The 23,199-nt window shown below is 71.1% G+C and carries 23 protein-coding genes; 18 read left to right on the forward strand and 5 right to left on the reverse strand.

The genetic code is table 11. The features are described from left to right. Positions 1-100: 100 nt before the first annotated feature. The 6 genes from AC2H4J_RS17955 to AC2H4J_RS17980 all read left to right on the forward strand — a co-directional run bounded on the left by AC2H4J_RS17955 (position 101) and on the right by AC2H4J_RS17980 (position 6,092). Positions 101-790: a GntR family transcriptional regulator gene (locus AC2H4J_RS17955; RefSeq protein ID WP_487466253.1), complete on the forward strand. Its 690-nt coding sequence runs from the start codon at positions 101-103 to the stop codon at positions 788-790. Next, the gene (locus AC2H4J_RS17960) at positions 787-2,835 is read left to right on the forward strand and encodes a hydantoinase/oxoprolinase family protein (protein WP_487466254.1); all 2,049 of its coding nucleotides are present in this window, start codon (positions 787-789) and stop codon (positions 2,833-2,835) included. The genes AC2H4J_RS17955 and AC2H4J_RS17960 overlap by 4 nt, the downstream gene beginning before the upstream one ends. A gap of 3 nt (positions 2,836-2,838) precedes the next feature. Further along, positions 2,839-4,713 (forward strand): hydantoinase B/oxoprolinase family protein, encoded by a 1,875-nt coding sequence (locus tag AC2H4J_RS17965; protein ID WP_487466255.1) that lies wholly within the window; start codon positions 2,839-2,841, stop codon positions 4,711-4,713. Beyond that, on the forward strand, positions 4,710-5,315 hold the full coding sequence (locus AC2H4J_RS17970; RefSeq protein WP_487466256.1) for an isochorismatase family protein: 606 nt from the start codon (positions 4,710-4,712) through the stop codon (positions 5,313-5,315). Before AC2H4J_RS17965 ends, AC2H4J_RS17970 begins: the two co-directional genes overlap by 4 nt. Positions 5,316-5,325: 10 nt before the next feature. After that, the gene (locus tag AC2H4J_RS17975) at positions 5,326-5,775 is read left to right on the forward strand and encodes an NUDIX hydrolase (protein WP_487466257.1); all 450 of its coding nucleotides are present in this window, start codon (positions 5,326-5,328) and stop codon (positions 5,773-5,775) included. Between the two features lie 107 nt (positions 5,776-5,882). After that, positions 5,883-6,092 (forward strand): hypothetical protein, encoded by a 210-nt coding sequence (locus tag AC2H4J_RS17980; protein WP_487466258.1) that lies wholly within the window; start codon positions 5,883-5,885, stop codon positions 6,090-6,092. Between the two features lie 41 nt (positions 6,093-6,133). Here the strand turns inward: AC2H4J_RS17980 and AC2H4J_RS17985 are convergent, their stop codons facing one another. Beyond that, entirely contained in the window at positions 6,134-8,329 is a 2,196-nt protein-coding gene (locus tag AC2H4J_RS17985; protein ID WP_487466259.1) for an MMPL family transporter, read from the reverse strand. 102 nt (positions 8,330-8,431) lie between these two features. Here AC2H4J_RS17985 and AC2H4J_RS17990 point away from each other — a divergent pair, with 102 nt between their 5' ends. The 3 genes from AC2H4J_RS17990 (at position 8,432) to AC2H4J_RS18000 (ending at position 10,889) form a co-directional block, all read left to right on the forward strand. After that, positions 8,432-9,181 carry a TetR/AcrR family transcriptional regulator gene (locus AC2H4J_RS17990; protein ID WP_487466260.1) on the forward strand — a complete coding sequence of 250 codons (750 nt, stop codon included), beginning with the start codon at positions 8,432-8,434 and terminating at the stop codon, positions 9,179-9,181. 183 nt (positions 9,182-9,364) lie between these two features. Beyond that, positions 9,365-10,336, forward strand: a complete 972-nt coding sequence (locus tag AC2H4J_RS17995; RefSeq protein WP_487466261.1) for a ferritin-like domain-containing protein — start codon at positions 9,365-9,367, stop codon at positions 10,334-10,336. A gap of 148 nt (positions 10,337-10,484) precedes the next feature. Further along, entirely contained in the window at positions 10,485-10,889 is a 405-nt protein-coding gene (locus tag AC2H4J_RS18000) for a hypothetical protein (RefSeq protein WP_487466262.1), read from the forward strand. Between the two features lies 1 nt (position 10,890). On the opposite strand, the gene AC2H4J_RS18005 is transcribed toward AC2H4J_RS18000, so the two are convergent. From AC2H4J_RS18005 to AC2H4J_RS18015, 3 genes are all read right to left on the reverse strand, one after another. Next, on the reverse strand, positions 10,891-11,172 hold the full coding sequence (locus tag AC2H4J_RS18005) for a DUF427 domain-containing protein (RefSeq protein ID WP_487466263.1): 282 nt from the start codon (positions 11,170-11,172) through the stop codon (positions 10,891-10,893). Positions 11,173-11,579: 407 nt separating this feature from the next. Then, positions 11,580-12,299 (reverse strand): dienelactone hydrolase family protein, encoded by a 720-nt coding sequence (locus tag AC2H4J_RS18010; protein ID WP_487466264.1) that lies wholly within the window; start codon positions 12,297-12,299, stop codon positions 11,580-11,582. Beyond that, positions 12,296-12,775 carry a Rieske (2Fe-2S) protein gene (locus AC2H4J_RS18015; RefSeq protein ID WP_487466265.1) on the reverse strand — a complete coding sequence of 160 codons (480 nt, stop codon included), beginning with the start codon at positions 12,773-12,775 and terminating at the stop codon, positions 12,296-12,298. The genes AC2H4J_RS18010 and AC2H4J_RS18015 overlap by 4 nt, the downstream gene beginning before the upstream one ends. A gap of 144 nt (positions 12,776-12,919) precedes the next feature. Between AC2H4J_RS18015 and AC2H4J_RS18020 the strand changes: the two genes are divergently transcribed. The 3 genes from AC2H4J_RS18020 to AC2H4J_RS18030 all read left to right on the forward strand — a co-directional run bounded on the left by AC2H4J_RS18020 (position 12,920) and on the right by AC2H4J_RS18030 (position 15,919). Continuing rightward, positions 12,920-14,167 carry an MFS transporter gene (locus AC2H4J_RS18020; RefSeq protein WP_487466266.1) on the forward strand — a complete coding sequence of 416 codons (1,248 nt, stop codon included), beginning with the start codon at positions 12,920-12,922 and terminating at the stop codon, positions 14,165-14,167. A gap of 97 nt (positions 14,168-14,264) precedes the next feature. After that, positions 14,265-14,942, forward strand: coding sequence for a cupin domain-containing protein (locus tag AC2H4J_RS18025; RefSeq protein ID WP_487466267.1), 678 nt, complete (start codon positions 14,265-14,267; stop codon positions 14,940-14,942). Positions 14,943-15,124: 182 nt separating this feature from the next. Next, positions 15,125-15,919 carry an IclR family transcriptional regulator gene (locus tag AC2H4J_RS18030; protein WP_487466268.1) on the forward strand — a complete coding sequence of 265 codons (795 nt, stop codon included), beginning with the start codon at positions 15,125-15,127 and terminating at the stop codon, positions 15,917-15,919. 68 nt (positions 15,920-15,987) lie between these two features. Here the strand turns inward: AC2H4J_RS18030 and AC2H4J_RS18035 are convergent, their stop codons facing one another. Further along, a complete protein-coding gene (locus AC2H4J_RS18035; RefSeq protein WP_487466269.1) occupies positions 15,988-16,728 on the reverse strand; it encodes an IclR family transcriptional regulator in 741 nt (246 codons plus the stop codon). A 386-nt stretch (positions 16,729-17,114) separates the two neighbouring features. On the opposite strand from AC2H4J_RS18035, the gene AC2H4J_RS18040 reads away from it, so the two are divergent. The 6 genes from AC2H4J_RS18040 (at position 17,115) to AC2H4J_RS18065 (ending at position 23,164) form a co-directional block, all read left to right on the forward strand. Continuing rightward, the gene (locus AC2H4J_RS18040) at positions 17,115-17,864 is read left to right on the forward strand and encodes an ABC transporter permease (protein ID WP_487466270.1); all 750 of its coding nucleotides are present in this window, start codon (positions 17,115-17,117) and stop codon (positions 17,862-17,864) included. Further along, on the forward strand, positions 17,861-18,748 hold the full coding sequence (locus tag AC2H4J_RS18045; protein ID WP_487466271.1) for an ABC transporter permease: 888 nt from the start codon (positions 17,861-17,863) through the stop codon (positions 18,746-18,748). The genes AC2H4J_RS18040 and AC2H4J_RS18045 overlap by 4 nt, the downstream gene beginning before the upstream one ends. 25 nt (positions 18,749-18,773) lie before the next feature. Next, positions 18,774-19,517, forward strand: coding sequence for an ABC transporter ATP-binding protein (locus tag AC2H4J_RS18050; protein WP_487466272.1), 744 nt, complete (start codon positions 18,774-18,776; stop codon positions 19,515-19,517). 100 nt (positions 19,518-19,617) lie between these two features. After that, positions 19,618-20,625: an ABC transporter substrate-binding protein gene (locus AC2H4J_RS18055; protein WP_487466273.1), complete on the forward strand. Its 1,008-nt coding sequence runs from the start codon at positions 19,618-19,620 to the stop codon at positions 20,623-20,625. 182 nt (positions 20,626-20,807) lie between these two features. After that, positions 20,808-22,073, forward strand: a complete 1,266-nt coding sequence (locus AC2H4J_RS18060; protein WP_487466274.1) for an FAD-dependent oxidoreductase — start codon at positions 20,808-20,810, stop codon at positions 22,071-22,073. Beyond that, positions 22,070-23,164 (forward strand): cupin domain-containing protein, encoded by a 1,095-nt coding sequence (locus AC2H4J_RS18065; protein ID WP_487466275.1) that lies wholly within the window; start codon positions 22,070-22,072, stop codon positions 23,162-23,164. Before AC2H4J_RS18060 ends, AC2H4J_RS18065 begins: the two co-directional genes overlap by 4 nt. Positions 23,165-23,199: the final 35 nt, after the last annotated feature.

Genomic DNA, 23,199 nt, shown 5'->3' on the forward strand with positions numbered 1-23,199 from the left:
CCCCTTCTTGTATGCAGTCACGCGGAATTTACGCCGACCCGTTGCCTCCTGGAACCGAACAGCCCTACGTTTGCACACAATCTGCCAGGGAGTGTGACGGGTGACACGGTCTCTCACGTCGGGCGAGCGGGCGCTGGAGGCGCTGCGCGAGCTGATCCTGAGCGCACAGCTCGCGCCCGGCTCCCGGCTGGGCGAGGTGGAGCTCGCCGACCGGCTGGGAGTCAGCCGCACCCCCGTTCGCGAGGCGCTCACCCGGCTCGCCGCGGAGGGCCTGGTGGAGATCGTGGCCAACCGCGGAGCCCGCGTGGCGACCTGGACCGTCGCGGAGCTCGAGGGCGTCTTCGACCTGCGCGCCTCGCTGGAACCGCAGCTCACCGGCTTCGCCGTCCCGAACGCCACCGCCGGCGACGTCGCCGAGCTCGACGAGCTCGCGCACCGGATGCTCGACGTCGGTCGCCCCGGCCTCGGGCAGGACCTCGACGCGCTCGTGCCGCTGAACCGGGCCTTCCACGACCGGCTGATCGCGCTGGCGGCCCACCCCACGCTGGCCACGGCGCTGGCCGCCGCCATCCATCCGCCGATCGTGCGGCGGAACTTCCACGCCTACGACGAGGACTCGCTGCGCCGGAGCCTCGGCCACCACCTGGAGATCGTCGCCGCGGTGCGCGCCGGCGATCCCGCGTGGGCGCAGGCGGTCATGACCGCCCATCTCTCCAACGCCCGGGCCGTCATGGTCCGCGCCGCCACCGCACAGACCGCGCAGCACCCCAGCACTGAGGAGGCCTCATGAGTTACCGGCTCGGAGTCGACGTCGGCGGAACGTTCACCGACGTGCTGCTGGTCGAGGAGGGCAGCGGCAGCACCTGGCGCGCCAAGACCGCCTCCACGCCCGCCGACCAGGCCGTCGGCGTCATCAACGGGATCGGTCAGGTCTGCGAGGCGGCGGGGATCGAGCTGTCCGAGGTCGCCCAGGTCCTGCACGGCACCACGGTCGCGACCAACGCGATCCTCGAGGGCAAGGGTGCCGTCGTGGGGCTGGTGACCACGAAGGGCTTCCGGCAGGTCCTGCAGATCGCCCGCTCGTACGTGCCCGGTGGCTTGGCCGGCTGGATCATCTGGCCCAAGCCCGAGCCGCTGGCCGACCTGGAGAACACCGTAGAGATCGACGAGCGGATCGCCAGCGACGGTTCGGTGATCCGCCCGCTCGACGACGCCGACGTCCGGGCGCAGCTGGAGAAGCTCGCCGGCCGCGGCATCCAGGCGCTCGCGGTCGCGCTGATCAACTCCTTCGCCGACCCGTCCCACGAGAAGCGGATCGCCGCGATCGCCGCCGAGGTGCTGCCGGGTGTCCCGGTGTCGCTGTCGTCGGACGTGCTGCCGGAGCTGCGCGAGTACGAGCGGACCCTCACCACGGTCGCGAACGGCTACGTCCAGCCCCAGGTGCAGCGCTACGTGCGCACGCTCTCGGACAGGCTCGGTGAGGGCGGCATCGCCGGAGAGCTGTCGATCCTGCGCAGTGACGGCGGTTTGCAGTCGGCCGACGCGGCGATCGGCGCCCCGGTCACGATGCTGCTGTCCGGCCCGGCCGGCGGCGTCACCGGCGCGGTCTGGGTCGCCGAGCAGTGCGGTCACCGCGACCTGATCACCTTCGACATGGGCGGCACCTCCACCGACGTCGGCCTGGTGCAGGACCTCAGCCCACGGATCGGTCGGGAGACCAAGGTCGGTGACCTGACGGTCCGCGCGTCCAGCGTCGACGTCCGCACGGTCGGGGCCGGCGGCGGCTCGATCGCGCACGTGCCCGAGCTGACCAAGGCGCTGCGCGTCGGCCCGCAGTCGGCCGGCGCCGACCCGGGGCCCGCCGCCTACGGCAAGGGCGGCGCCGAGCCCACGGTCACCGATGCCAACGTCGTCCTCGGATACCTGCCGACGTCGCTGGCCGGTGGTGAGATCACCCTGGACGTCGAGGCGGCGCGGGCCGCCGTCTGGAAGATCGCCGAGTCCATGGGGCTGGAGTCGGCGGAGGCCGCGGCGGCCGGGGTCGTCGACATCGTCAACGAGAACATGCTCGGCGGGCTGCGGCTGGTCTCGGTGCAGCAGGGCTTCGACCCGCGCGACTTCGCCCTCGTCGCGTTCGGCGGCGCCGGACCGCTGCACGCCAACGCGCTGGGCAGGCTGACCGGGGCCTGGCCGGTGATCGTGCCGCCGTCGCCCGGCGTGCTGTGCGCCCTGGGCGACGCCACGACCAGCCGCCGCGACGAGTCCGCCCGCACCGTGCTGCGCCGATTCGCCCAACTCGAGGGTGGGGACCTCGCCCAGACGCTGCGCGAGCTCGCCGACGAGGCCGGGCAGCGGCTGGCCGACCAGGGGCTGCCGCGCGACCAGCAGACCGTCGGCTACCAGGTCGACGTCCGCTACCACGGGCAGGGCTTCGAGATCCCGGTCGACGTGGACGACCCCGACACCGATCTCACGAGCCTGGGAGAGCGCTTCGACGCGGAGCACAACCGGCTGTTCTCCTTCCTGCTCGACGTCGACCACGAGGTGGTCAACGCCCGCGCCACGGTCACCGGGCCGAAGCCGGACGTCGCGCCGGTGCGCCTGGAGGCCGGCGACGGCGACCCCTCCGGCGCGAAGGTCCAGGACCACGAGATCTACGTCGGCGGCGAGCACGTGCCCGCGGGCGTCTACGACCGCGCGAAGCTGCGCGCGGGCGACGTGGTGCGCGGTCCGGCCATCGTCACCGAGATGGACTCCACGACCCTCGTCCTGCCCGGGCACGCGGCCACCGTGCACCCGTCGGGCTCCCTTCTCATCAACCCGTCGGAGGGCTGAGGAATGGCGCAGATCATCGAGACCGCGACCGGCACGATCGAGAAGGGGGACGTCGACCCGGTCACCCTCGACCTCATCGAGAACGGGCTGCGCAACGCCCGCTACGAGATGGACGAGGTGCTCTTCCGGACGGCGCTGTCGCCGGGCATCCGCGAGCAGCACGACGAGTTCCCGCTGATCGCCGACCCGGACGGCAAGATGGTGGTCGGCCAGTTCGGGCTCTCCATCCCCGACTTCCTCGAGGGGTTCGACGACACGATCGAGGAGGGCGACGTCCTGCTGACGTCGGACCCCTACGCCTGCGGAGCCGCGATCAGCCACGCCAACGACTGGCTGGTCGTCGTGCCGATCTTCGAGGCGGGCCGGGTCGTCGGCTGGGCGGCGATGTTCGGGCACATGTCCGACGTGGGCGGCAAGACGCCGTCGTCGATGCCCACCGACGCCCGGACGATCTTCGAGGAGGGCGTCATCATCCCGCCCTTCAAGCTGTACTCGAAGGGGAAGCTGAACGAGGACGCGCTGCGCATCGTGCTCAACCAGGTGCGCAAGCCCGACTGGAACCGTGCCGACCTCAACGGCCTGGTCGCCGCCTGCCGCACCGCCGCCCGCCGGGTGGTGGAGATGTGTGACCGGTTCGGCACCGCCACCTACCTCTCGGCGCTGGACGCCCTGCTGCAGCGCAACTACGACGCCATGAAGGTGCTGCTCGGGATGGTGTTCGAGGAGGGCCGGACGCTGTCGTTCACCGACTACATCTGCGACGACGGCATCGGTAACGGCCCCTACGAGCTGAAGCTCTCGCTCACCCGCGTCGGCGACAAGGTGACGCTGGACTTCACCGGGTCCTCACCGCAGGCCGCGGGGCCGATCAACTACTACATCAACGAGAACCTGACCCGGATGTTCTTCGGGATCTACATGATCACCGTGGCCGATCCGCAGATCCTCTGGAACGACGGCTTCTACCCGCTGGTCGACGTCGTGATCCCCGACGGCTCGTACTGGAAGCCGAAGTTCCCGGCGGCGCTGAGCGGCCGCAACCACGGCATCGGCCGGGTCTTCGACCTGTTCGGCGGGCTGCTCGGGCAGACCAATCCGGCGCTGCTCAACGCCGCCGGGTTCTCGTCGTCGCCGCACTTCATGTACTCGGGCTTCTACTCCGACGGTGAGCGGAAGGGGGAGTGGTTCCAGCTGTACTCGATCGGGTTCGGCGGCATCCCCGGCCGCCCGCTCGGCGACGGGCCCGACGGCCACTCGCTGTGGCCCTCGTTCGTGAACATCCCCTGCGAGTACCTCGAGTCGTACTACCCGCTGCGGATCGAGAAGTGGGAGACCGTCGCCGACACCGGCGGCGCGGGCCTGCACCGCGGCGGCAACGGCGTCGACGTCGCCTACGTCTTCGAGGAGCCGGGCACGATCGCCATCCACGACGACCGCTGGCTCACCTATCCGTGGGGGGTCAACGGCGGGCACCCCGGCGCGCGCGGCACCAAGTGGGTCGAGCGCGCCGACGGCACCCGCCAGGTGCTGCCGAGCAAGTGCCACGACGTGCCGGTCTCGCCGGGCGACGTGCTGCACTTCGTCACCTGGGGCGGTGGCGGGTGGGGCGATCCGCTCGAGCGGGACCCGGAGCTGGTGGCCAAGGAGGTGCGCCGCGGCCTGGTGACCACCGAGGGAGCCAAGCGGTACGGCGTCTGCGTGGCCGACGACGGCACCGTCGAGGCCGAGGCCACCGAGACCCTGCGCGACCAGATGCGCGCCGACCGGCCGGCCGACCTGCCGGTGTTCGACATGGGTCCGCCGATCGAGGAGCTGCTGGCCAACTGCGAGGCCGAGACCGGGCTGCCGGCACCGAAGCGGCCGGTCTGGGTCGGATGAGCGGGCCGCACGGGTCGGCGTTCTCCGGCCGGGTCGGCTGGGGGACGACGCCCGCGGTGCTGGTCATCGACCTGGTGCGTGCCTACACCGACCCGGCCGGGCCCTTCGGGCTGCCCGACAGCGGCCCGGCGGTGGCGGCGACGCGGGCGCTGGTCGACGCCGCCCGGGCCGGCGGGCACCCGGTCATCTGGACCGCCGTCCGGTATGCGCCCGGGCTCGAGGACGGCGGCCTGTTCGTGCGCAAGGTGCCGGCCCTGGCCTGCTTCGCCGACGGTGCACCCGGGGGTTGGGGCGAGCTGACGCTGACCCCGGCGCCGGGGGAACCCGTGCTGACCAAGCAGTACGCCTCGGGTTTCTTCGGCACGTCGCTGGTGTCCACCCTGCAGGCCGCCGGGGTGGACACCGTGGTCGTCGCCGGGGTCTCGACGTCGGGCTGCGTGCGGGCCACGGCGATGGACGCGCTCAACGCGGGCTTCCGGCCCCAGGTGGTTGCCGATGCGTGCGCCGACCGCACCCCGGCGCTGCACGAGAACAACCTGGCCGACCTGGACGCGAAGTACGCCGACGTCACCGACCTGCGGGACGCGCTCGCGCACCTGTGATGCTCCGTCGGTGAGGACGAGCGCGGGGATCCTGCTGTGGCGTCGTGCGGACGCCGGCCCGGAGGTGCTGATCGGGCACATGGGCGGCCCGTTCTGGGCGAAGAAGGACGACGGCGCCTGGTCGATCCCCAAGGGCGAGTACGGGCCGGGGGAGGACCCCTTCGCGGTTGCCCTGCGGGAGTTCGCGGAGGAGCTGGGGACGGCGGTGCCGGCGTCCGACTTCGTGCCGCTCGGGGAGCTGCGGACGACGAGCAGCAAGGTGCTCACCGTCTGGGCGGCCGAGGGCGACCTGGACGCCGGCTCGTGCGTGAGCAACACCTTCGAGCTCGAGTGGCCGCCGCGCTCCGGCCGGATCCAGCAGTTCCCGGAGATCGACCGCGCCGCCTGGTTCCCCGTCGCGGAGGCGCGCACCAAGCTGGTCAAGGGCCAGGTGGGCTTCCTCGACCGCCTGCCCATGTGACAGTCGGGTTACGGCACGTCCCACGGGTACGAAACTCGCCAGTTTCGTCGTCCCGACCTGTCATCCTGCGGCCGGACCCACCCGGGGGACGAGTTCGAGGAGGCACCATGTCGTCGTCGTGCGCGCACTGCAACGCCGTCGAGCAGCGCGGCCGGTACTGCGTCGGCTGCGGGAAGCTCATGCCGCCGTCCCAGCTCCCCGCCCGCCGCGTTCCCCTGGCGGCCGTCTTCGAGAACGACGACACCCAGCCGGTCCTCCGGCTCCGCCACGCGGTGCCCCGGCCGCGCGTGCCCCAGCAGGAGCCCGCCGCCGTCTGACCACCCCAGGGGGACTTCGTGTACACGAAGTCCCCCTGCCGTCAGTGGGCGGGAGCGAGTTCGCGGCCCGCCTCGGCCGTCGCGTCGCCGTCGGACTCCCGGATCCCGTACCGGGCGTAGAGCCCGCGCAGCGGGCCCGGCGCGTACCAGTTCGCCCGGCCCAGCAGCCGCATGGTCGCGGGCACCAGCAGGATCCGCACGATCGTCGCGTCGACCACGATCGCGATCAGCATCGCGATGCCGATCATCTTGATGAAGGTGATGCCCGACAGCGAGAACGCGCCGATCACCACGAGCAGCAGCAGCGCCGCGCTGGTGATGATCCCGCCGGTCCGCTGCAGCCCGGTCGCGACCGCCGCGGTGTTGTCGCCGGTCAGGTCGTACTGCTCGCGGATCCGGGACATCAGGAAGACCTCGTAGTCCATCGACAGCCCGAACACGATCGCCAGCACCAGGATCGGCTGGGTCGCCTCGACGAAACCTGTCGGCGTGAAGTCCAGGAACCCCGAGAGATGGCCTTCCTGGAAGATCCACACCAGGGCGCCGAACGACGCGCCGAGCGACAGCACGTTCATGAACACCGCCTTGACCGGCAGCACGACCGAGCCGAACGCCAGGAACAGCAGCACGAACGTCGTCGCCCCCACTATCAGCGCCATCCACGGCAGCAGGTGGCCGAGGCTCGCCAGCAGGTCGGCGAGGACCGCGCTCTGACCGCCGACCAGCACGCGGGCGCCGTCGGGTGCCGGCACGTCGCGCACCGCCTGCACGAGATCGCGGGCCGCCTTGTCCACGGGGTCGCCGCGGTGGGTGATCGAGATGCGGGCGGTGTCGCCGGCGGCGCCGGTCACCGTCGCGCCCTGAACACCGGGCACGTTCGCGACCGCGCCGACGTAGGACTGCAGCGCGGCCCGTCCGGGAGGTGAGGCGACCGCCTCGGGCAGCGTCACGATCGCGGTGATCGGGCCCTGCTGGCTGGGCGGGAAGTCGCGGTCGATCGTCTCCGACACGATGCGGCTCTCCTGGTCGGCCGGCAGCACGCGGACGTCGATCCCGCCGAACTGCACGTTGCGGAACGGCAGCGCCAGGGCCACCAGCACGCCGATGACCACCACCGCGTACACGACCGGACGGCGCATCACGCTGTGCGCGATCCGGGCGAAGGCGCCGGAGTCGCTGCCGGCCGGGGCGGCCACCGGGCGGCGCACCAGCCGGCGCAGCCACGGCCGCACCGACAGCGCGTCGACCTTGGGGCCCAGCATCGCCAGCAGTGCCGGCAGGAGCGTGAGGGCGGCGATCATGGCGATGAGCACCGCGCTCATGCCGCCGAAGCCCATCGAGCGCAGGAAGACCTGCGGGAAGATCAGCAGGCCGGCCACCGAGATCGCCACCGTGATGCCCGAGACGGCGACCGTGCGGCCGGCGGTGGCCATGGTGCGGGCCAGCGCCGCCTCGACGGTCGGCTGGCGCCGGATCTCCTCGCGGAACCGGCTGACGATGAACAGCCCGTAGTCGATCGCCAGGCCCAGGCCGGTGATCGTGACGATGTTGACCGCGAAGATCGAGACGTCGGTGAACAGCGCGAACGTCCGCAGCGCGGTGAACGCCCCGAGGATCGCCGTCACACCGATGGCCAGCGGCAGCGATGCGGCCGCGAAGCTGCCGAAGATGAAGACGAGCAGCACGAGCAGGATCGGCATCGAGATGGTCTCGGCGCGCGCGATGTCGGAGCTGACGCGCGAGTTGATGTCCTGGTTGACGACCGCGTTGCCGCCGATCTGCGTCTCCAGGCCCGGCGCGTGCACCTGGTCCCGGACCGTCGCGATGGCGTCCTCGTCGTTCACCCCGTCGGCGAACTGGAGCACCGCGTAGGTCTCGTGCCGGTCGGTGCTGACCAGCGCGGGAGAGCCGGTGGACCAGAAGGTCGTCTGCTTCGCGAACATCTTCTTGGGAAGGCCGGCGAGGGAGTCGGCGACCGCGCTCCGGTAGGCCGGGTCGTCGACGGTCAGGTCGTCGCTGCGGTAGAGGACGACGGCGTCGGAGGAACTGCGGCCCAGCGCCTGCTCGGCGACGGCCGCGGCCTTCGAGCTCTCGCTGTTCGGGTCCTCGAACCCGCCGCCGGTCATCGCGCCGAACACGCCGGTGCCCCACACTCCGGCGAACACCACGAAGACGACCGCGACCGCCACCACCCAGCGGCGGCGGCGGTACATCACTCGGCCGAGGGCCTCGAACATGGCGTCTCCCGTGCTGGCGTGGTCGAATGGTGAACGGCGTTAGCTAACGGCGGTCACTTTGCTAACACCGTTCACGGTTGTCAAGGGGGCGGGCGCGGAGTCATGGCAGAGCCGGTCGAGGAACCGCTGAGCAGGCGTGAGCAGGCGCGTGTCGACACGGTCCGCGAGATCAAGGCGACCGCCCGGCGGGTACTGGTCGAGCACGGCGTCGACGGGCTGGCGCTGCGGGCGGTCGCCCGGAGGATGGGCATGACCGCGCCCGCGCTGTACCGGTACTTCGCCAGCCGCGAGGAGCTCGTCGAGCACGTGGTGGCCGACCTCTACGCCGAGCTGGTCGACGACCTCGAGGCCGCCCGTGACGCCACGGAGCCGGCGACGCCCGGCGCCCAGCTCATGACCCTCAGCCGGCGGTTCCGCACCTGGGCGCTGACCCACCACGCCGAGTTCAACCTGCTGTTCGGCAGCCCCGCGGAGAGCATCGGGACGACCGCGCAGCAGGCGAAGGAGGGGCCGGCCGGGGGAGCGGCGCGGCGGTTCGGCGAGACGTTCGGCGTCCTGATCGCGCAGATCTACCTGGAGCGGGGCTTCCCCATTCCGGCCGACGACGAGCTCGACCCCGCCTACCAGGAGCAGCTGCGGCTCTGGTGCGACACGTTGCCCGTGCCGCTGCCGCTCGGGGTCATGCACGTCTTCCTCTCCTGCTGGATCCGGCTGTACGGCACCGTCTGCATGGAGGCCTTCGGGCACCTGCGCTTCGCCCTCGACGACGCCGAGCCGGTGTTCGAGGCCGAGCTGCACGCCCTGGGTGAGGTGCTCGGCCTGGCGGAGGAGTATCGCCCGCCGTCCGACTGACCCAACGAACCTCGCGGTATGGCCCCCGACCTCGCGCTGCAGCGTGAGGTTCGAGGCTCTACGGCGAGGCTCGCGTGACGAGGCTCACTGCTAGCAATCTGCTTGCAGGAGTTAGCAATGCGGTTGGGCGGGGCATGAAGACCTCGTCAGGTCATCCCCGATCTCTGGAGTTGTTTCTTCGTCATGACCGACAACAACAAGCTCATCCACCAGTTGCGCGCCCTCGCCCTGCTCACGCAGACCGAGGAGCAGGTCGCTCGGACGCGGATCTCGCAGGCACGTACCGACGCCGTCCGTCGCGAGCTCACCCAGAACGCCGACAACGCGGCGGCCCGCTCGCTCGAGATCACCGAGGCGCTGCGCGCCATCGGCGGTGTCCCGGACGTGCTGACCCCGACCATCGGCCGGCTCTCGGCGATCCTCAAGGCCACCTTCGAGCAGGCCGCCCCGATCGAGGAGGCGCTGCTCACCGACCTGCAGCTCGAGCACCAGCTGCTCGACCGCGCCACCTACCTCAAGGTGCTGGCCGACCAGGCGAAGAAGGCCGACGTACGCCGGCTCGCCGAGAAGCTGATCGCCGCGCACGAGGCCACCGTGGAGTGGCTGACCGTGGTGCTCGCCGAGGAGGCCATGGGTGGTCCGGCCGCCCTCGTCGCCACCCCGGTGCAGAAGGTCGCCGGTGGCGTCGCCCGCGCCGTCAACGCTCCGGTCCGCTTCTGGGCGAACACGGTGAACAACGCCGTCGACACCGTGAAGCAGGCCGGCGAGGAGACCGGTGACCGCCTGAGCGCCGTCACCGAGCGGGCCTCCGCCCTGACCGACGCCGTCCGCGAGACCCTGACCGCCGGGCGCAGCGCCACGCTGCGCCGCGCCGAGCAGGTCGCCAACCGGGAGGGCAACCGGACTGCGGCCAAGGCCGCCAAGTCCGCCCGCGAGGAGCTCGGCGACGTGTCCGCCGCCGAGCTGCCGATCAAGAACTACGACAATCTCGCCGTTGCCGACGCGATCAAGGCCATCAAGGGCCTGAAGACGCCGCACGACCTCCACGTGGTCATCCACTACGAGGAGGCGCACAAGAACCGGTCCAACGTGGCCAGCGCCGCCCAGACCCAGCTGGCCGAGCTGGCCAAGGAGGCCGTCGGCGTCAGCAGTTGACGCAGACAGCTCCGAACGGAGGCTCGCATCCCACCGGGGTGCGGGCCTCCGTGCGCTCTGCGTAGCGCCGCGCGCAGGACGCCCCCGTCAGATGTCTCACACGGGGTGGGAGCTTTGCCGACCCTCGCCAGCGGGGAAGTCTCAGGGCATGAGCATCACCCCCGAGGCGCTGGCGCCGGAGTTCACCCTGACCACGGCCGCCACCCGCCTGGACTTCCTCAGCCGCCGCGACAACGGCGAGACCACGCTCAACACCGTCCGTGACGAAGACGAGAACGGCTGGACCTCGTTCCGTGACACCTCGCTGGACACCTACGAGGCGCTCGAGCTGCTCGCCCTCGGCGAGGTGGTCGCCCGCAAGGCGCACGACAGCCAGCTGATCGGCATCCGCGCAGCCCTGCGCGGGGGAGCGAGCTGGGACCAGATCGGCGAGGCCCTCGGAGTCCCCGCGGACGTCGCGTGGGAGTCCTTCAACGACGCCGTCGCCGAGCAGCTGGACGCCGACGCCGCGGCCGCGGCCCGTGAGCTGGCCGGAAGTCGCCCCGGTCGCTAGGTCAGCGGACCTCGACCCCGTGCCAGAACGCGACGCGGTCGGTGATCTCCTTCGCCGCGTCCTTGGGCGTCGGGTAGTACCAGACGGCGTCCTTGTTGACGGCGCCCTCGACCTCGAGGTCGTAGTAGGACGCGGTGCCCTTCCAGGGGCAGACGGTGTGGTGGTCGGAGGGTCGCAGCACGTCCTCGCGGACGGTGTCCCGGGGGAAGTAGGCGTTGCCCTCGACGGTGACGATGTCGTCGGACTCGGCGATCACGACGCCGTTCCAGCTCGCAGTGGTCATGCCCGTGCGAACGTCCGACGGCGCGGTGGTACTCCCGGCATCACCAGCGCAGCGGGTACATCTCCCGGGACTGCGCCGTCCGGCAGGCGCGGCAGTGCCCCCACGTGACGATGCTCAACGGCGTGGTCGTCGCCCCGCACTCGGGGCATTCGACGGCCTGACCGCCCTCGGCCCGCGCCTGAGCGATCGCGGCCGACCGCTCCTCGTGGATGGACTGGTCGCCCCGGCAGGGGCAGCCGAGGTGCGCTTCCGCGCAGCGTCCGTGGGTGCTGGCGACGGGGTGCCTCCTGGAGATGAGAGTGGTGCCCCTCCCACGCTACTCAGGTGCGCCAGTACCGGCCTCCCCCGAACCGGGGGGACGGCGTCGGTCGCAGGTCCGAGCGCGCGTGACGAGCCGGTGCCCGGCGTCAGCCCGCCTGCCGGAGGTAGTGGTCGAGGAAGGTGAGGGTGCGCCCCCTGGCCTCGGCGGCGGCGACGGGCCGGAAGCCCCTGCTCCCCGGCTCCTCGAAGGCGTGGCCGGCGCCGGGGTAGCGGTACACGCCGTGCGGACCGCCGGAGGCGTTCAGCTTCTCCTCGAGGTCGTCGACGTCCCGGCTCTCCGCCCAGACGTCGACCGTCCCGTAGTGGGCGAGGACCGGAGTCGTCGTGGTGCCCAGCGAGTCGAGCGGGTCGGACCCCTTCGCCGCGAGCGGCCCACGGTGCCGGAGGACGCCGTAGTAGGCCACCGTCGCCGTGATGCGATCGGACTGCTCCGTGGCGAGCAGCCCGAGGGTGGCGCCGATGCAGTATCCGAGGACGGCGACGGGCTTGTCCGCGGAGAGCTCCCCGGCCAGCTCCGCGACCACCTCGGCGATCGCGGCGTCGTCCAGTGCCGCGACGGCCGCCCCCGCATCCGCCGGGGAGTTGACCTCTCCCCGACGCGACGCCTCGCAGAAGAAGTCGCCGACGACGGACTCGAAGCCGCGTTCCCCGAGTCGTGCGCACACCTCCCTCAGGTGCGGGGTCTGGCCGTGGATGCCCGGCAGCACGATGACCCGTGCCTGCGCACCGTCGCGCGGCGTCATCGTGGTGGCCGAGCCCTGCCCCCCGGGCAGCTCGATGGAACCGATCACCAGGTCCTCGTTCACGTGGCTCCTCTGCCTTGTTCGGGTTCGTCCAGGTCCCAGGGCTTGCGCCGGATGCGGGTCCGTGGCGTGAGGTCGACGACGAGGTGGTCGCCGTCCACCCGCACCGGGTAGGTCGTGAAGGACTCCAACGGGGAGTCCTCGGCTTCGACTCGGCCGCTGCGCAGGTCGTACTTCCAGTGGTGCCATCGGCACTCCAGGACGGTGTCGCGCTGGATGGCGGCCGAGAGGCGCACCCCCGCGTGCAGGCAACGGTCCTCGCAGGCGAACCGGTCGTCGCCCGAGCGCACGATCACGAAGGCCCGCCCGCCGGCCGCCACGGTCCGTCGCCCCCCGTCGGGCGGGTTCTCGACGTCCGGGATCCGGAAGCAGAGGGCCCGCCGCCCCGGCGCAGGCGGAGGGACCGCGGGGCGGGCATCGCCGGCCGTCTGCGCGCTCCCGGGCCGCCGGGCGTCGTCCTCGGACACCCCTTCGCCCACGGTCCCTCTTTTCGGTGCTGAGAAGTATGTTCACTCCCGCGAAAACTCAGACTGGTCAAGGAGTCCCGTGTCTGTCAAGCGAACGATCATCACCGAGCGCTCGCGGGTCCGCGCCGTGACGCGGGACGGTGCGGTGCGCGGCCGGTGACCGACAGCCTTCCGAGGCCGCCCGGAACGGCGGCCCTGCTCGGGGACCGCAACTTCGCCCCGTTCTTCTGGGGCAACGCCGCGTCGACGGTGGGCATGTGGGGCTACAACATCGCGGCCGTCGTCCTGGTCTTCCAGCTGACGCGGTCCCCGCTCCAGGTGGGGCTGGTCAGCATCGTCCAGTTCGCCGCACCGGTGTTCCTCGCCCCGCTGGGTGGCGCGCTGGCCGACCGGCTGGACCGGCGCCGGCTGTTCATGGCGGCCCAGGGGGTGTCGTTCCTCGCCGTGGCGGTGCTGGCCGGTCTCGCCCTGGGTGCCGGTGGCCAGGGTGTGTCGAGCGCGCTGCCGGTGCTCCTCGTCAGCTCGGTCCTCGGCGTGTGCACGGCGCTCGCCGATCCCTCGAGGCAGGCTCTCCTCCCGGCCCTCGTGCCGACCGGTGCGCTGGGAGCCGCGGTCGCGCTCAACAGCGCGACGTTCAACCTGGGACGAGCCGTGGGCCCGGCCCTCGCCGGACTGCTCCTGCCCTCCCAGGGTCCCGGGATGGTCTTCGCGGTCAGCGCGGCGGGCTACCTGCTCCAGGTCCTGGCGCTGCTGGTGGTGCGACCACGGGAGGTGGCGGCACCGCAGCCTGCGGAGGGCGACCGTGGGCTGGCGGCCGGCCTCCGCTACGTGCTCGCCGACCGCAGGCAACTCTTCCTCCTGATCGGCATCGGGGTGGCCGGCTGCGGCAGCGACCCCGTGCTCACCCTGGCCCCGCTGCTCGCCGAGCAGTTCACCGGCGCACGGCCCGAGCTCGCGGCCGGGCTGCTGGCGTCGTCCTTCGGTGGGGGAGCGGTGCTGACCCTGCTGGTGATCCGGGCGCTGCACACGCGGATCGGCTTCCGGGCCGCGGGGCTGTGCGGGATGGCGGTCCTCGCGGGCATGCTGCTGGCCGTCGCCGGGAAGCCGGGACTCCTACTCAGCTGCACCCTGCTCCTGGGGGCCGGTGCGGGCTACTTCCTGGCCGTCACCTCGCTGACCACGCTGCTGCAGATCGCCGTCCCGGATCATCTGCGCGGACGGGTCATGGCGCTCTGGGGCGTCTGCTTCTTCGGCTCCCGACCCCTGGCCGCCTTCATGGACTCCAACCTCGCGTCCCTGTTCTCCCCCCAGGTGGCGGTCGCCGTCATCGCGGCGCTGGTCGCGCTCGCGGCGGTCGCGGTCCGTGCCACCACGGCCGGCCTCGACCCCGCGCCCCACCGTTGACACGGACCAGAAAGCGTCGCGGAAGCCATTGACGGGATCCGGCCACGGTGTTTCTCTCTGGAAGAACACATTTCCTATGGAGAAAGTGGATCCGACCATGACGACGATGGACCAGGCGCAGCAGGAACAGTTCGCTGGTGTGGGGGTGGACGGCGTCATCACGCCGACAGGGTCGGCCGACGGCGTCGCTCCCGGGTCGGTGATCATGGACCCGGACGCCTTCTTCAAGCGGATGGTCCAGCCGGACACCGCGCCGGGCGTGTGGCGCTGGGACGACATCGAGGACGTCCTGCAGGAAATGAAGAAGCGGCCGAAGCGCTACCCGGCGTACCGCCGGTTCGCCGCGCTGGTCAACCAGCAGTGGGACGGTGCCCCCGGCGCATCGCCGATGATCTTCGTCGGCGTCCAGCGCATCCACAAGGGCGAGACGCTGCCGGGTCACCGGCACAACTCCGTCGCGATCTACTACTGGATCGACGGCGAGGGCATCGCCACCGTCGACGGCAAGGAGATCCCGTTCAAGGCCGGTGACTTCTTCACCTGCCCCGCGTGGCACGACCACTCCTTCGTCAACACCGGTGACGGGGACATGACCATGATCGCCATCCACGACCTGCCCCTGCTGGCCCAGATGCGCGCCCTGTTCTGGGAGGAGCCCGTCGGCTCCGAGAACATCCAGCACATGGTCCGCGAGGGCGCCGGCTCCTGGAGCGCCCAGGAGGAGGCCGAGGTCCTCGAGGCGGCTCCGGCCATCGTGAAGTCGTCCGGCCACTGAGGAACCGTCGGCTCGGCAGGTGACGGGGGCCTCGCCGTGCCGGTGCTGATCACGCGGCCTGCCGCCCGTCGTCCCCCCGGACGGCGGGCGGCGGGTCCCGTGCGCTCCGCGTGCCCCGTGACGGCAGCGGCCGACCGGCGTCCGCCGCAGGCGTCGGGCGGGCTCGTGGGAAGGTGGAGATCGTGACGAGCACTGGGCCCAAGAGGGTTCCCGCGGTGCAGAACGCGCTGGCGATCCTCGAGTTCCTGAGGTCTGTCGGCAACGAGCCGATGACCCTGAGCGCGATAGCGCGGGGGACCGGACTGAACGTCTCGACGTGCTTCAACATCCTGAAGACGCTCGAGGACGGCCTCGTGGTCTCCCTCGACCCCGCCCTCAAGACCTACCGACTCGGCCTCCGTCTCGCGGAGTTCGGCAACCTCGTGGACGGGCGGTCGCAGGCCCTTCCGCTCATCCTCGAGGAGGCGCGGAGGCTGACCGACATGATCGGCCTCGGGTGCTTCGTCATGGCGCTCAACGAGGCCGACCACTTCGAGGTCCTGGACAAGGTCGAGAGCTCGCACCCGATCCGGGTGACCATCGACCGGGGTGCCACCTTCCCCCTCACCGGCGCGGTCGCCGCGAAGGCGTGGTTCGCCTGGTCGCCTCCGGACGTCGTCGAGCAACTCGTGGCGCACCACCAGCTGCCGCACCGCACGGCCACGTCCATCACCGACACCCGCGCCTTCCGCAAGGAGCTGGCGACCACGCGGGAACGGGGCTACTCGACCAGCCTGGGGGAGTACTACCCAGGGCACAACGCGGTCGCTGCACCGGTCTTCGGGCCCGGGCGCACCCCCCAGTTCCTGCTCGTCGTGGTCGGCGCGGAGGCAGAGCTGACAGGGTCGAGGATGGCCGAGGTGGGGGCCGAGACCAGGGTCGCCGCGGAGCGCGCGACCAAGCGGATCGGCGGGGAGCCGCCGCAGCAGGCCTCGTAGACCGGGTCGGCGCGACGACGGGGGCAGGTGGTCCTCGGTGAGTCCGGTCGCCGGGTCCGCCGATGGGCTCAGGGCGCGGTGCGCAGCATTCGGGTGATCCGTTCGCGAGCCTGGAGCAGCAGGGGTGCGAGCGCCTGGCCGGTGTCGGCATCGTGCAGCCGCCCGGCCGGGACGACGATGGCCACCGCCGCCAAGGGCGTGCCGTACAGATCCGGGACGGACGTGCCCACGGCGCTGATGCCGCTCTCGCCCTCTTCGATGTTGATCGCGTAGTTGTTGTCGCGGATGCTGTCCAGCTCGGTGACGAGTTCGTCCCAGGTGGCGATGGACGCGTCCGTGCAGGCGCCCAGCTCGCCGTCGGGATAGAGCCGCCGCAGGTCGCCGACGGACATCCCGGCGAGGATCGCCTTGCCCGCTGCCGTGCAGTGCGCGGGCATGACCACACCCGTCCGATCCCCGACGCGCACGGCCCGGGGACTCTCCACGCAGTCGATGAAGCGCACGCTCCGGCCCTCCAGGAGGCAGAGGCTCACCGTCTCCTGGGTGGACTCCGCCAGCTCCTCGAGGACCGGTCGCGCGATCCGTCGGATGTCGATCCGGCCGATCGCCGCCAGGCCGATCGCGTTGAGTGCCGGCCCCGGACGGTAGGCGCTGTTGGGCTTGTCCTGGAGCACGAAGCCGCGCTGCCGCAGGGCCGTGAGGAGCCGGTGCGCCGTGGACCGCGCCACACCGAGGGCGTCGGCGGCCTCGGCAACCCGCAGCACCTGGCGTTCGCCGACGAGGTGGAGCAGTCGCAGCGCGTTGTCCACGGACCGTAGGCCCCCAGCATCGGAAGCCGAATTCGCCATAGCAGAATGCTAGCAGGTGCCCTTCCCCTTCATGGAAGCCCCGCACGGCGACCCCGGCCCCTGCCGATGATGTCGCGAGGCCGCAGGGCCGGGACCGGACGCTTGGTCGCGACACTTATTCCTCATAGCGGAACGCTGTCGAGGTTCTTGCCTCGCTCGGGAAGAGTGAGCTAGCTTACGCGAATCCGGGTCGTGCGCCCGTGCGACCGAACGGAGGAGCGGGTGCTGCGGTGGCGATGCGCGTAGAAGCGAAGGCCCCGGCTGCGCCAGCCGCTCCGGCCGACCGGCTTCCAGCGGCCCGACGCCGGGGCGCCGGCACCCTGCGGGGGCGCACCTCGGACTGGCTCGTGCGATTGGCGGGGATCGCCGCGGTACTGGTGGTGCTCGAGATCGGCTCCCGCACCGGCGTGCTGCCGCGCGAGTCCTTCCCGCCGGTGAGCGAGATCTACAGTTCACTGCTGGGCCTGCTGACCGATCCGGGGATGTGGATCGAGGTCGGCCGGACCATGAAGGGCTGGGCGGTCGGGCTCTTCCTCGCGGCCGTGCTCGCCGTGCCGCTGGGCATGCTGCTCGGAGCCAGCCGCCTCGCCTTCCAGCTGAGCCGGCTGGTCATCGAGTTCCTCCGCCCGGTGCCGTCGGTCGCCCTGATTCCGCTGGCCGTGCTGGTGTTCGGGACCGGTCAGGACATGAAGGTCTTCCTGGTCGCCTTCGCGTGCTTCTGGCCGATCCTCTTCCAGGCGATCTACGGGGTGCAGGACGTCGACCCGGTGGCGACCGACACCGCGCGGTCCTACGGATTGCCACTGCTGGCGCGCTTCACCCGCGTGACACTGCCGAGTGCCGCGCCCTACATCGCCACCGGCATGCGCATCTCGTCGGCCATCGCCCTGATCCTCGCGCTCACTGCGGAGCTCGTGGTCGGCGCGCCCGGACTGGGCCGGGCCATCGTCGTCTCCCAGGTCTCGGGGGCGATCACCCAGATGTACGCCCTCATCCTGGCCACCGGCCTGCTCGGATGGCTGCTCAACACCGTCTTCCAGGCCGTCGAGCGGCGGCTGCTGCGGTGGCACCCCTCGCACCGGCAGGTGGCGCTGTGAGGCCGGCGTCCCGGGCGGGCAACTTCCTGGTCCAGTTCCTGCTCCCCATTGCCGTCCTCGTCGGCTACGGGGTGTGGAGCGCCGGGGCGGGCAGTTTCTACTTCCCACCGCTGAGCAAGATCGCCGGTACGTTCGCCGACACCTGGCTGTTCGAGCGGGTGCCCGTCGACCTCGTGCCCAGCCTGTCGCGGCTGGCTGCGGGCTACGGCCTCTCGGTCATCGTGGGCGTCGCGGGCGGGATCGCGCTCGGTCTCTCGCGTCGCGCGCGCCTGGCCTCGGAGCCGGTCGTGGAGTTCCTGCGGGCGCTCCCGGCTCCCGCGCTCATCCCCTTCGCACTGCTGCTGTTCGGGACCGGTAACAACTCCAAGGTCTTCATCATCGCTCTCGGCACCGTGTGGCCGATCCTGCTGAACACCATCGACGGGGTGCGCGGACTGGAGAGCCAGCAGCTGGACATGGCGCGGTCCTACCGGATACCCCCGCGCAGCACCCTGCTCCACATCATCCTGCCGGCGGCGAGCCCACGGATCTTCGCCGGCATGAGGACCAGCCTGTCGATCGGCATCATCCTCATGGTCATCTCGGAGATGGTCGCCAGCGACAACGGCCTCGGCTACTTCATCCTGCAGTCGCAGCGGAGTTTCCGGATCCCGGAGATGTGGACCGGGATCGTCGTGATCGGTGTCGTCGGCTTCATCCTGAACTGGCTCTTCCTCCGCATCGAGGCCCGGGTTCTCGTCTGGCACCGGGGCGCCCGCGGCCTGCTCGGTGAGGCTGCCGCCAGGCGCCCCACCGGCGGGGCTGTGACCGGCGGGCCGGAGCCCGACACTGCTGCGACCTCCGCCGTGCCGTCCACCGCGCGCTCGACGCGCCCCGTCTCGTAACCAGCCGGAGGTTCCCGTGCTCGAGGTGTCCCACCTGCGAAAGGTCTTCGGAAGCGAGGAGACGGGCAACGTCGCCGTCGGCGACCTGTCGTTCGTCGTCGGGGAGAAGGAGTTCGTCTGCATCCTCGGTTCCTCCGGATGCGGCAAGACGACGATGCTGCGATGCCTGTCCGGTCTCGCGTCGGCCACCAGCGGGAAGATCCTCCTGGAGGGCAACCAGGTGAGTGGCCCACCGAAGGACCTCGCCTACGTCTTCCAGGACTACAGCCGCTCGCTGCTGCCCTGGATGACGGTGGAGCGGAACGTGTCGTTCCCGCTGCGCTACAAGGGGATGTCGAAGCAGGAGGCCAAGGAGGCCACCGCGGAGGCCCTCGACGCGGTCGGTCTCGGCAACCGGAACAAGGCCTTTCCGTGGCAGCTCTCCGGCGGCATGCAGCAGCGGGTGGCCATCGCGCGCGCGCTGGCCTACCGGCCGCGGGTGCTCCTGATGGACGAGCCCTTCGCCTCGGTCGACGCCCAGACCCGCTCGGACCTTGAGGACCTGCTGCTGCAGGTCTGGGAGCGCTATGCCGTGACCATCGTGTTCGTCACCCACGACATCGACGAGGCGGTCTACCTCGCCGATCGGGTCCTGGTCCTGCAGGCGCCGGCAACGGTGAGCCTGGTGGCCGATGTCGACCTCCCGCGGCCCCGTGACCAGATCGCCACCAAGTCCCAGCCCGAATTCGCCCGGCTCCGCGGCGAACTCCTCTCGGCGCTCAGACATTGACGCGCCGTCCTGCCGCACCGCCGTCCCCCCGCCGGCGCGGCATCTCTGACGTGTGGGCACCGAGCCCTCATGCATGTCCCGAATCCCTTGGAGAGACCGGATGAAGTCCTCGAAGTTCGCATGGACGGCGCTCACCGCCGCCGTGCTCGTGCTGAGCACCGCCTGCGGTGGATCGGAGGGCGGCGGCCTGTCCGACGCACCCGCCAAGGGCAGCAGCGACAGCGGGGGCGGGAACGGCAAGCTGACGTCTCTGACCATGGCCGAGACTCCCGGCGGTCCGCTCTCCTTCATCGCCTACGGCATCCAGAAGGGCTACTTCAAGGACGAGGGCATCGACCTGACGGTCAAGCCCAACCCGGGCGGTGGCACCTCCAGCGTTCCGGCGCTCCTGCAGGGCGACTTCGACGTCATGGGCCTGGATCTCGTCTCGGCGATCACGTCCATCCAGGCCGGCCTGCCGCTCAAGATGGTCGCGGCCGGCAGCGCGACCTCGGACGACGCGAAGGGCGACTTCGCCGGTGTGCTGGTGAAGGCCGACAGCCCGATCAACGGGCCGGAGGACTTCAAGGGCATCAAGATGGGGGTCAACGCGCTCGGCAACATCAACGAGCTGGCCATCGACAGCACCCTCGAGGCCCAGAAGCAGCCCAAGGACGCGATCAGCCCCGTCGAGCTGCCGTTCCCGGAGATCCTGGCCGCTATCGGCCGGGGTGACATCCAGGCCGGCATCCTCATCGAGCCGTTCGTGACGATCGGCGAGAAGCAGGGCCTGCGCGTGGTCTATCGCCCGTGGGTCGGGATCAAGCCCGGTCTGCAGATCGGGACGATGGTCATGTCCGACGCCAAGATCAAGGAGAACCCGAAGGTCGTCGACGGCTTCGCCCGGGCAGTGAAGAAGACGGCGGACGACATCCGCAAGGACCCGGGTGCCTTCCGCAAGGCGATGCCGACCCTCATCCAGATCGACCCGGCGCTGGCCGATTCGATCAACCTGATCCAGTGGCGAGGCGAATCCGACATGGATTCGATCAAGCTGACCGGGCGGCTGATGGTGAAGTACGGCCTCCTGGACAAGGAGATCAACTACGACAAGGCCGTTCTCCACTAGGAGCCCGGCATGCGGGGCGTCACCGGTGCGGCCGGACGGCCGCGCCGGTGACGCCGTCGATGACGGACGACGTGCCGCCCCGTGGCACCACACCTTCCTTCCACACGCCCCCGTAATTCCGTTTAGCGGAACTTCCGCCAGCAGTCTCCCCACAAGTGGAATAGAGATCTAGCGTGAGAGCCATGACCTGGAATCCGGCCTCGGCCACACCGGTGAGCCGTCAGCGACCGGTGGTGGTCGTGGGTGCCGGTCCGGTCGGGATGACCGCGGCTGCCGCGCTGGCCCAGGCCGGTCTGCCGGTGGTGGTCGTCGAACTGCACCCGCAGCCGCGGCCGGACTGGCGAGCGAGCACCTTCCACGCCGCCACTCTCGAGCTTCTGGAGACCATCGACATCACCGCGCAGATGCACGCCGAGGGGCTGGTCGTGCCGACCTACCAGTTCCGGGACCGCCGGGACGGCCTGGTCGCCGAGTTCGACTTCCGGCTGCTGGCGGACGAGACGCGCTTCCCCTACCGGCTCCAGCTCAACCAGCAGCACCTGGTGCGGATGCTCTTCGAGCGCCTGCGGGCCGACAGCTTCGTCCAGCTGCGCTTCGGCACCCAGGTGAACGAGCTGCGGATCGACGCCGACGGCCCGGTGCTGGAGCTGGAAGGGCCGGAAGGCACCTACGAGCTCGCGGCGTCCTACGTGATCGGCGCCGACGGCCCACGCAGCGCCGTCCGCAGTTCGCTCGGCGTCGCCTTCGAGGGCTTCACCTATCCGGAGCGTTTCGCGATCACCAGCACCTCGGTCGATCTCCAGGAGCTGCTGCCGGATCTCGGCCACGTCAACTACGTCGCCGATCCCGAGGAGTGGCTGTTCATCCTGCGCACACCGGAGTCGTGGCGCGTCGTCTGGCCGGTACCCGAGAGCATGAGCCCGGAAGAGGCCAGCGCACCGGAGCGCCTGCAGATGCAGCTCCAGCGGGTGGCCCCGTACGAGCCGGGTTACCCGGTGATCGACCACCAGGTCTACAACGTGCACCAGCGCGTCGCCGCGGCGATGCGGGTCGGCCCGGTCCTGCTCGCGGGGGACGCCGCGCACATCAACTCGCCGATCGGCGGTGTCGGCCTCAATTCCGGCATCCACGACGCGATGGACGCCGCCCGCCGGCTGAGCCGGATCGTGCACGAGGGCGCCGACGCCGAGGCCGAGCTGGCGACCTACGACCGGGTGCGACGCACCGTCGCCGTCGAGTACGTGCAGGCCGACACCCAGCGCAACACCGACCGGCTGCGGGAGAAGGACGACGCCGTCCGCCGCCAGAACCAGGCCGACATGCGCGCACTGGCGGCCGACCCGGAGAAGGCGCGCGCCTACATCCGGCGGGTGTCGCTCCTCGAGAGCGTGCAGCGTTTCGGGATCGGCCGCCCGCCGGCCGAGGTGGAACTGGAGGGAGTCCGATGACCATCGCCCCGCAGACCGGTGCGGACCTCGAGCTCGAGGCCCTGTACCGCGACCTCGCCGCGGTCGACCTACGGCCGCTGTGGACGATCACCGAGCAGTTGCTGACGCCGACGCCGCAGCCGCGAGCCATCCCGTGGTTGTGGGCGGCCGCGACGATGAAGCCCCTGGCGCGACGGGCGATCCAGCTCGTGCCCGTGGAACGCGGAGGTGAGCGCCGGGTGCTGAGCCTGCAGAATCCCGGCCTCGGGGGGAAGCCGTATGCGGCCGGCACGCTGTGGGGTGCACTGCAGTGCCTCGGCCCGCGCGAGACCGCGCCCGCCCACCGGCACACTCCGGGAGCCATCCGGTGGGTGCTGGAGGGGCACGGCGTCTGGACGACGGTCAACGGCGACGCCTGCGACATGCACCCCGGGGACCTGGTGCTCACGCCGTCGTGGAACTGGCACGACCACGTCAACGGCGGCGACTCGGAGATGTTCTGGTTCGACGGCCTCGACCTCCCGATGATCGAGGCCCTCGACGGCGTGTTCTTCGAGGAGTACCCGGGGCCGGGGGAGAACCAGCCCGAGCCTCCGGAGCACAACACCTCGGAGCGCACCCACGCGGGCGGCACGCGCTACGTCGACGGTGCCGTCGAGGGCGCGCTGACCCCGGCTCCGTCGCCGCTGCTGATCTACCGGTGGGCCGACACGGCCGCCGAGCTCGACCGGCGCATCGCGGCCACGGACGACCCGCTCATCGCGCTGGAGTACGTCAACCCGACGACGGGGGCCAGCGTCCTCCCCACGCTGGGGTGCGCGGTGCACCGGATCCGGGCCGGTGCGGGCACCCCCGCGGTCCGCCGGTCGGGCAACGCCGTGTACATCGCCTACCAGGGCCACGGGTCGTCGGTGATCGGCGGCCAGCGCTTCGACTGGGGCCCCGGCGACATGTTCGTCGTCCCGTCGTGGGTCCCCGTGGAGCACTCGGCCACGGAGCAGGCCGACCTCTTCTTCCTCACCGATGCACCGGTGCTCCGTGCCCTCGGCATCTACCGCGAGGAGCAGCTGCCCGGCCCGCAGACCGTCACCGGGGCGTTCAGCCCCCGGTGACGCCCGACCCGCCCGCCGTGCCCCCCCCGCTCCAC

Source organism: Blastococcus sp. OS1-29, assembly GCF_057628075.1.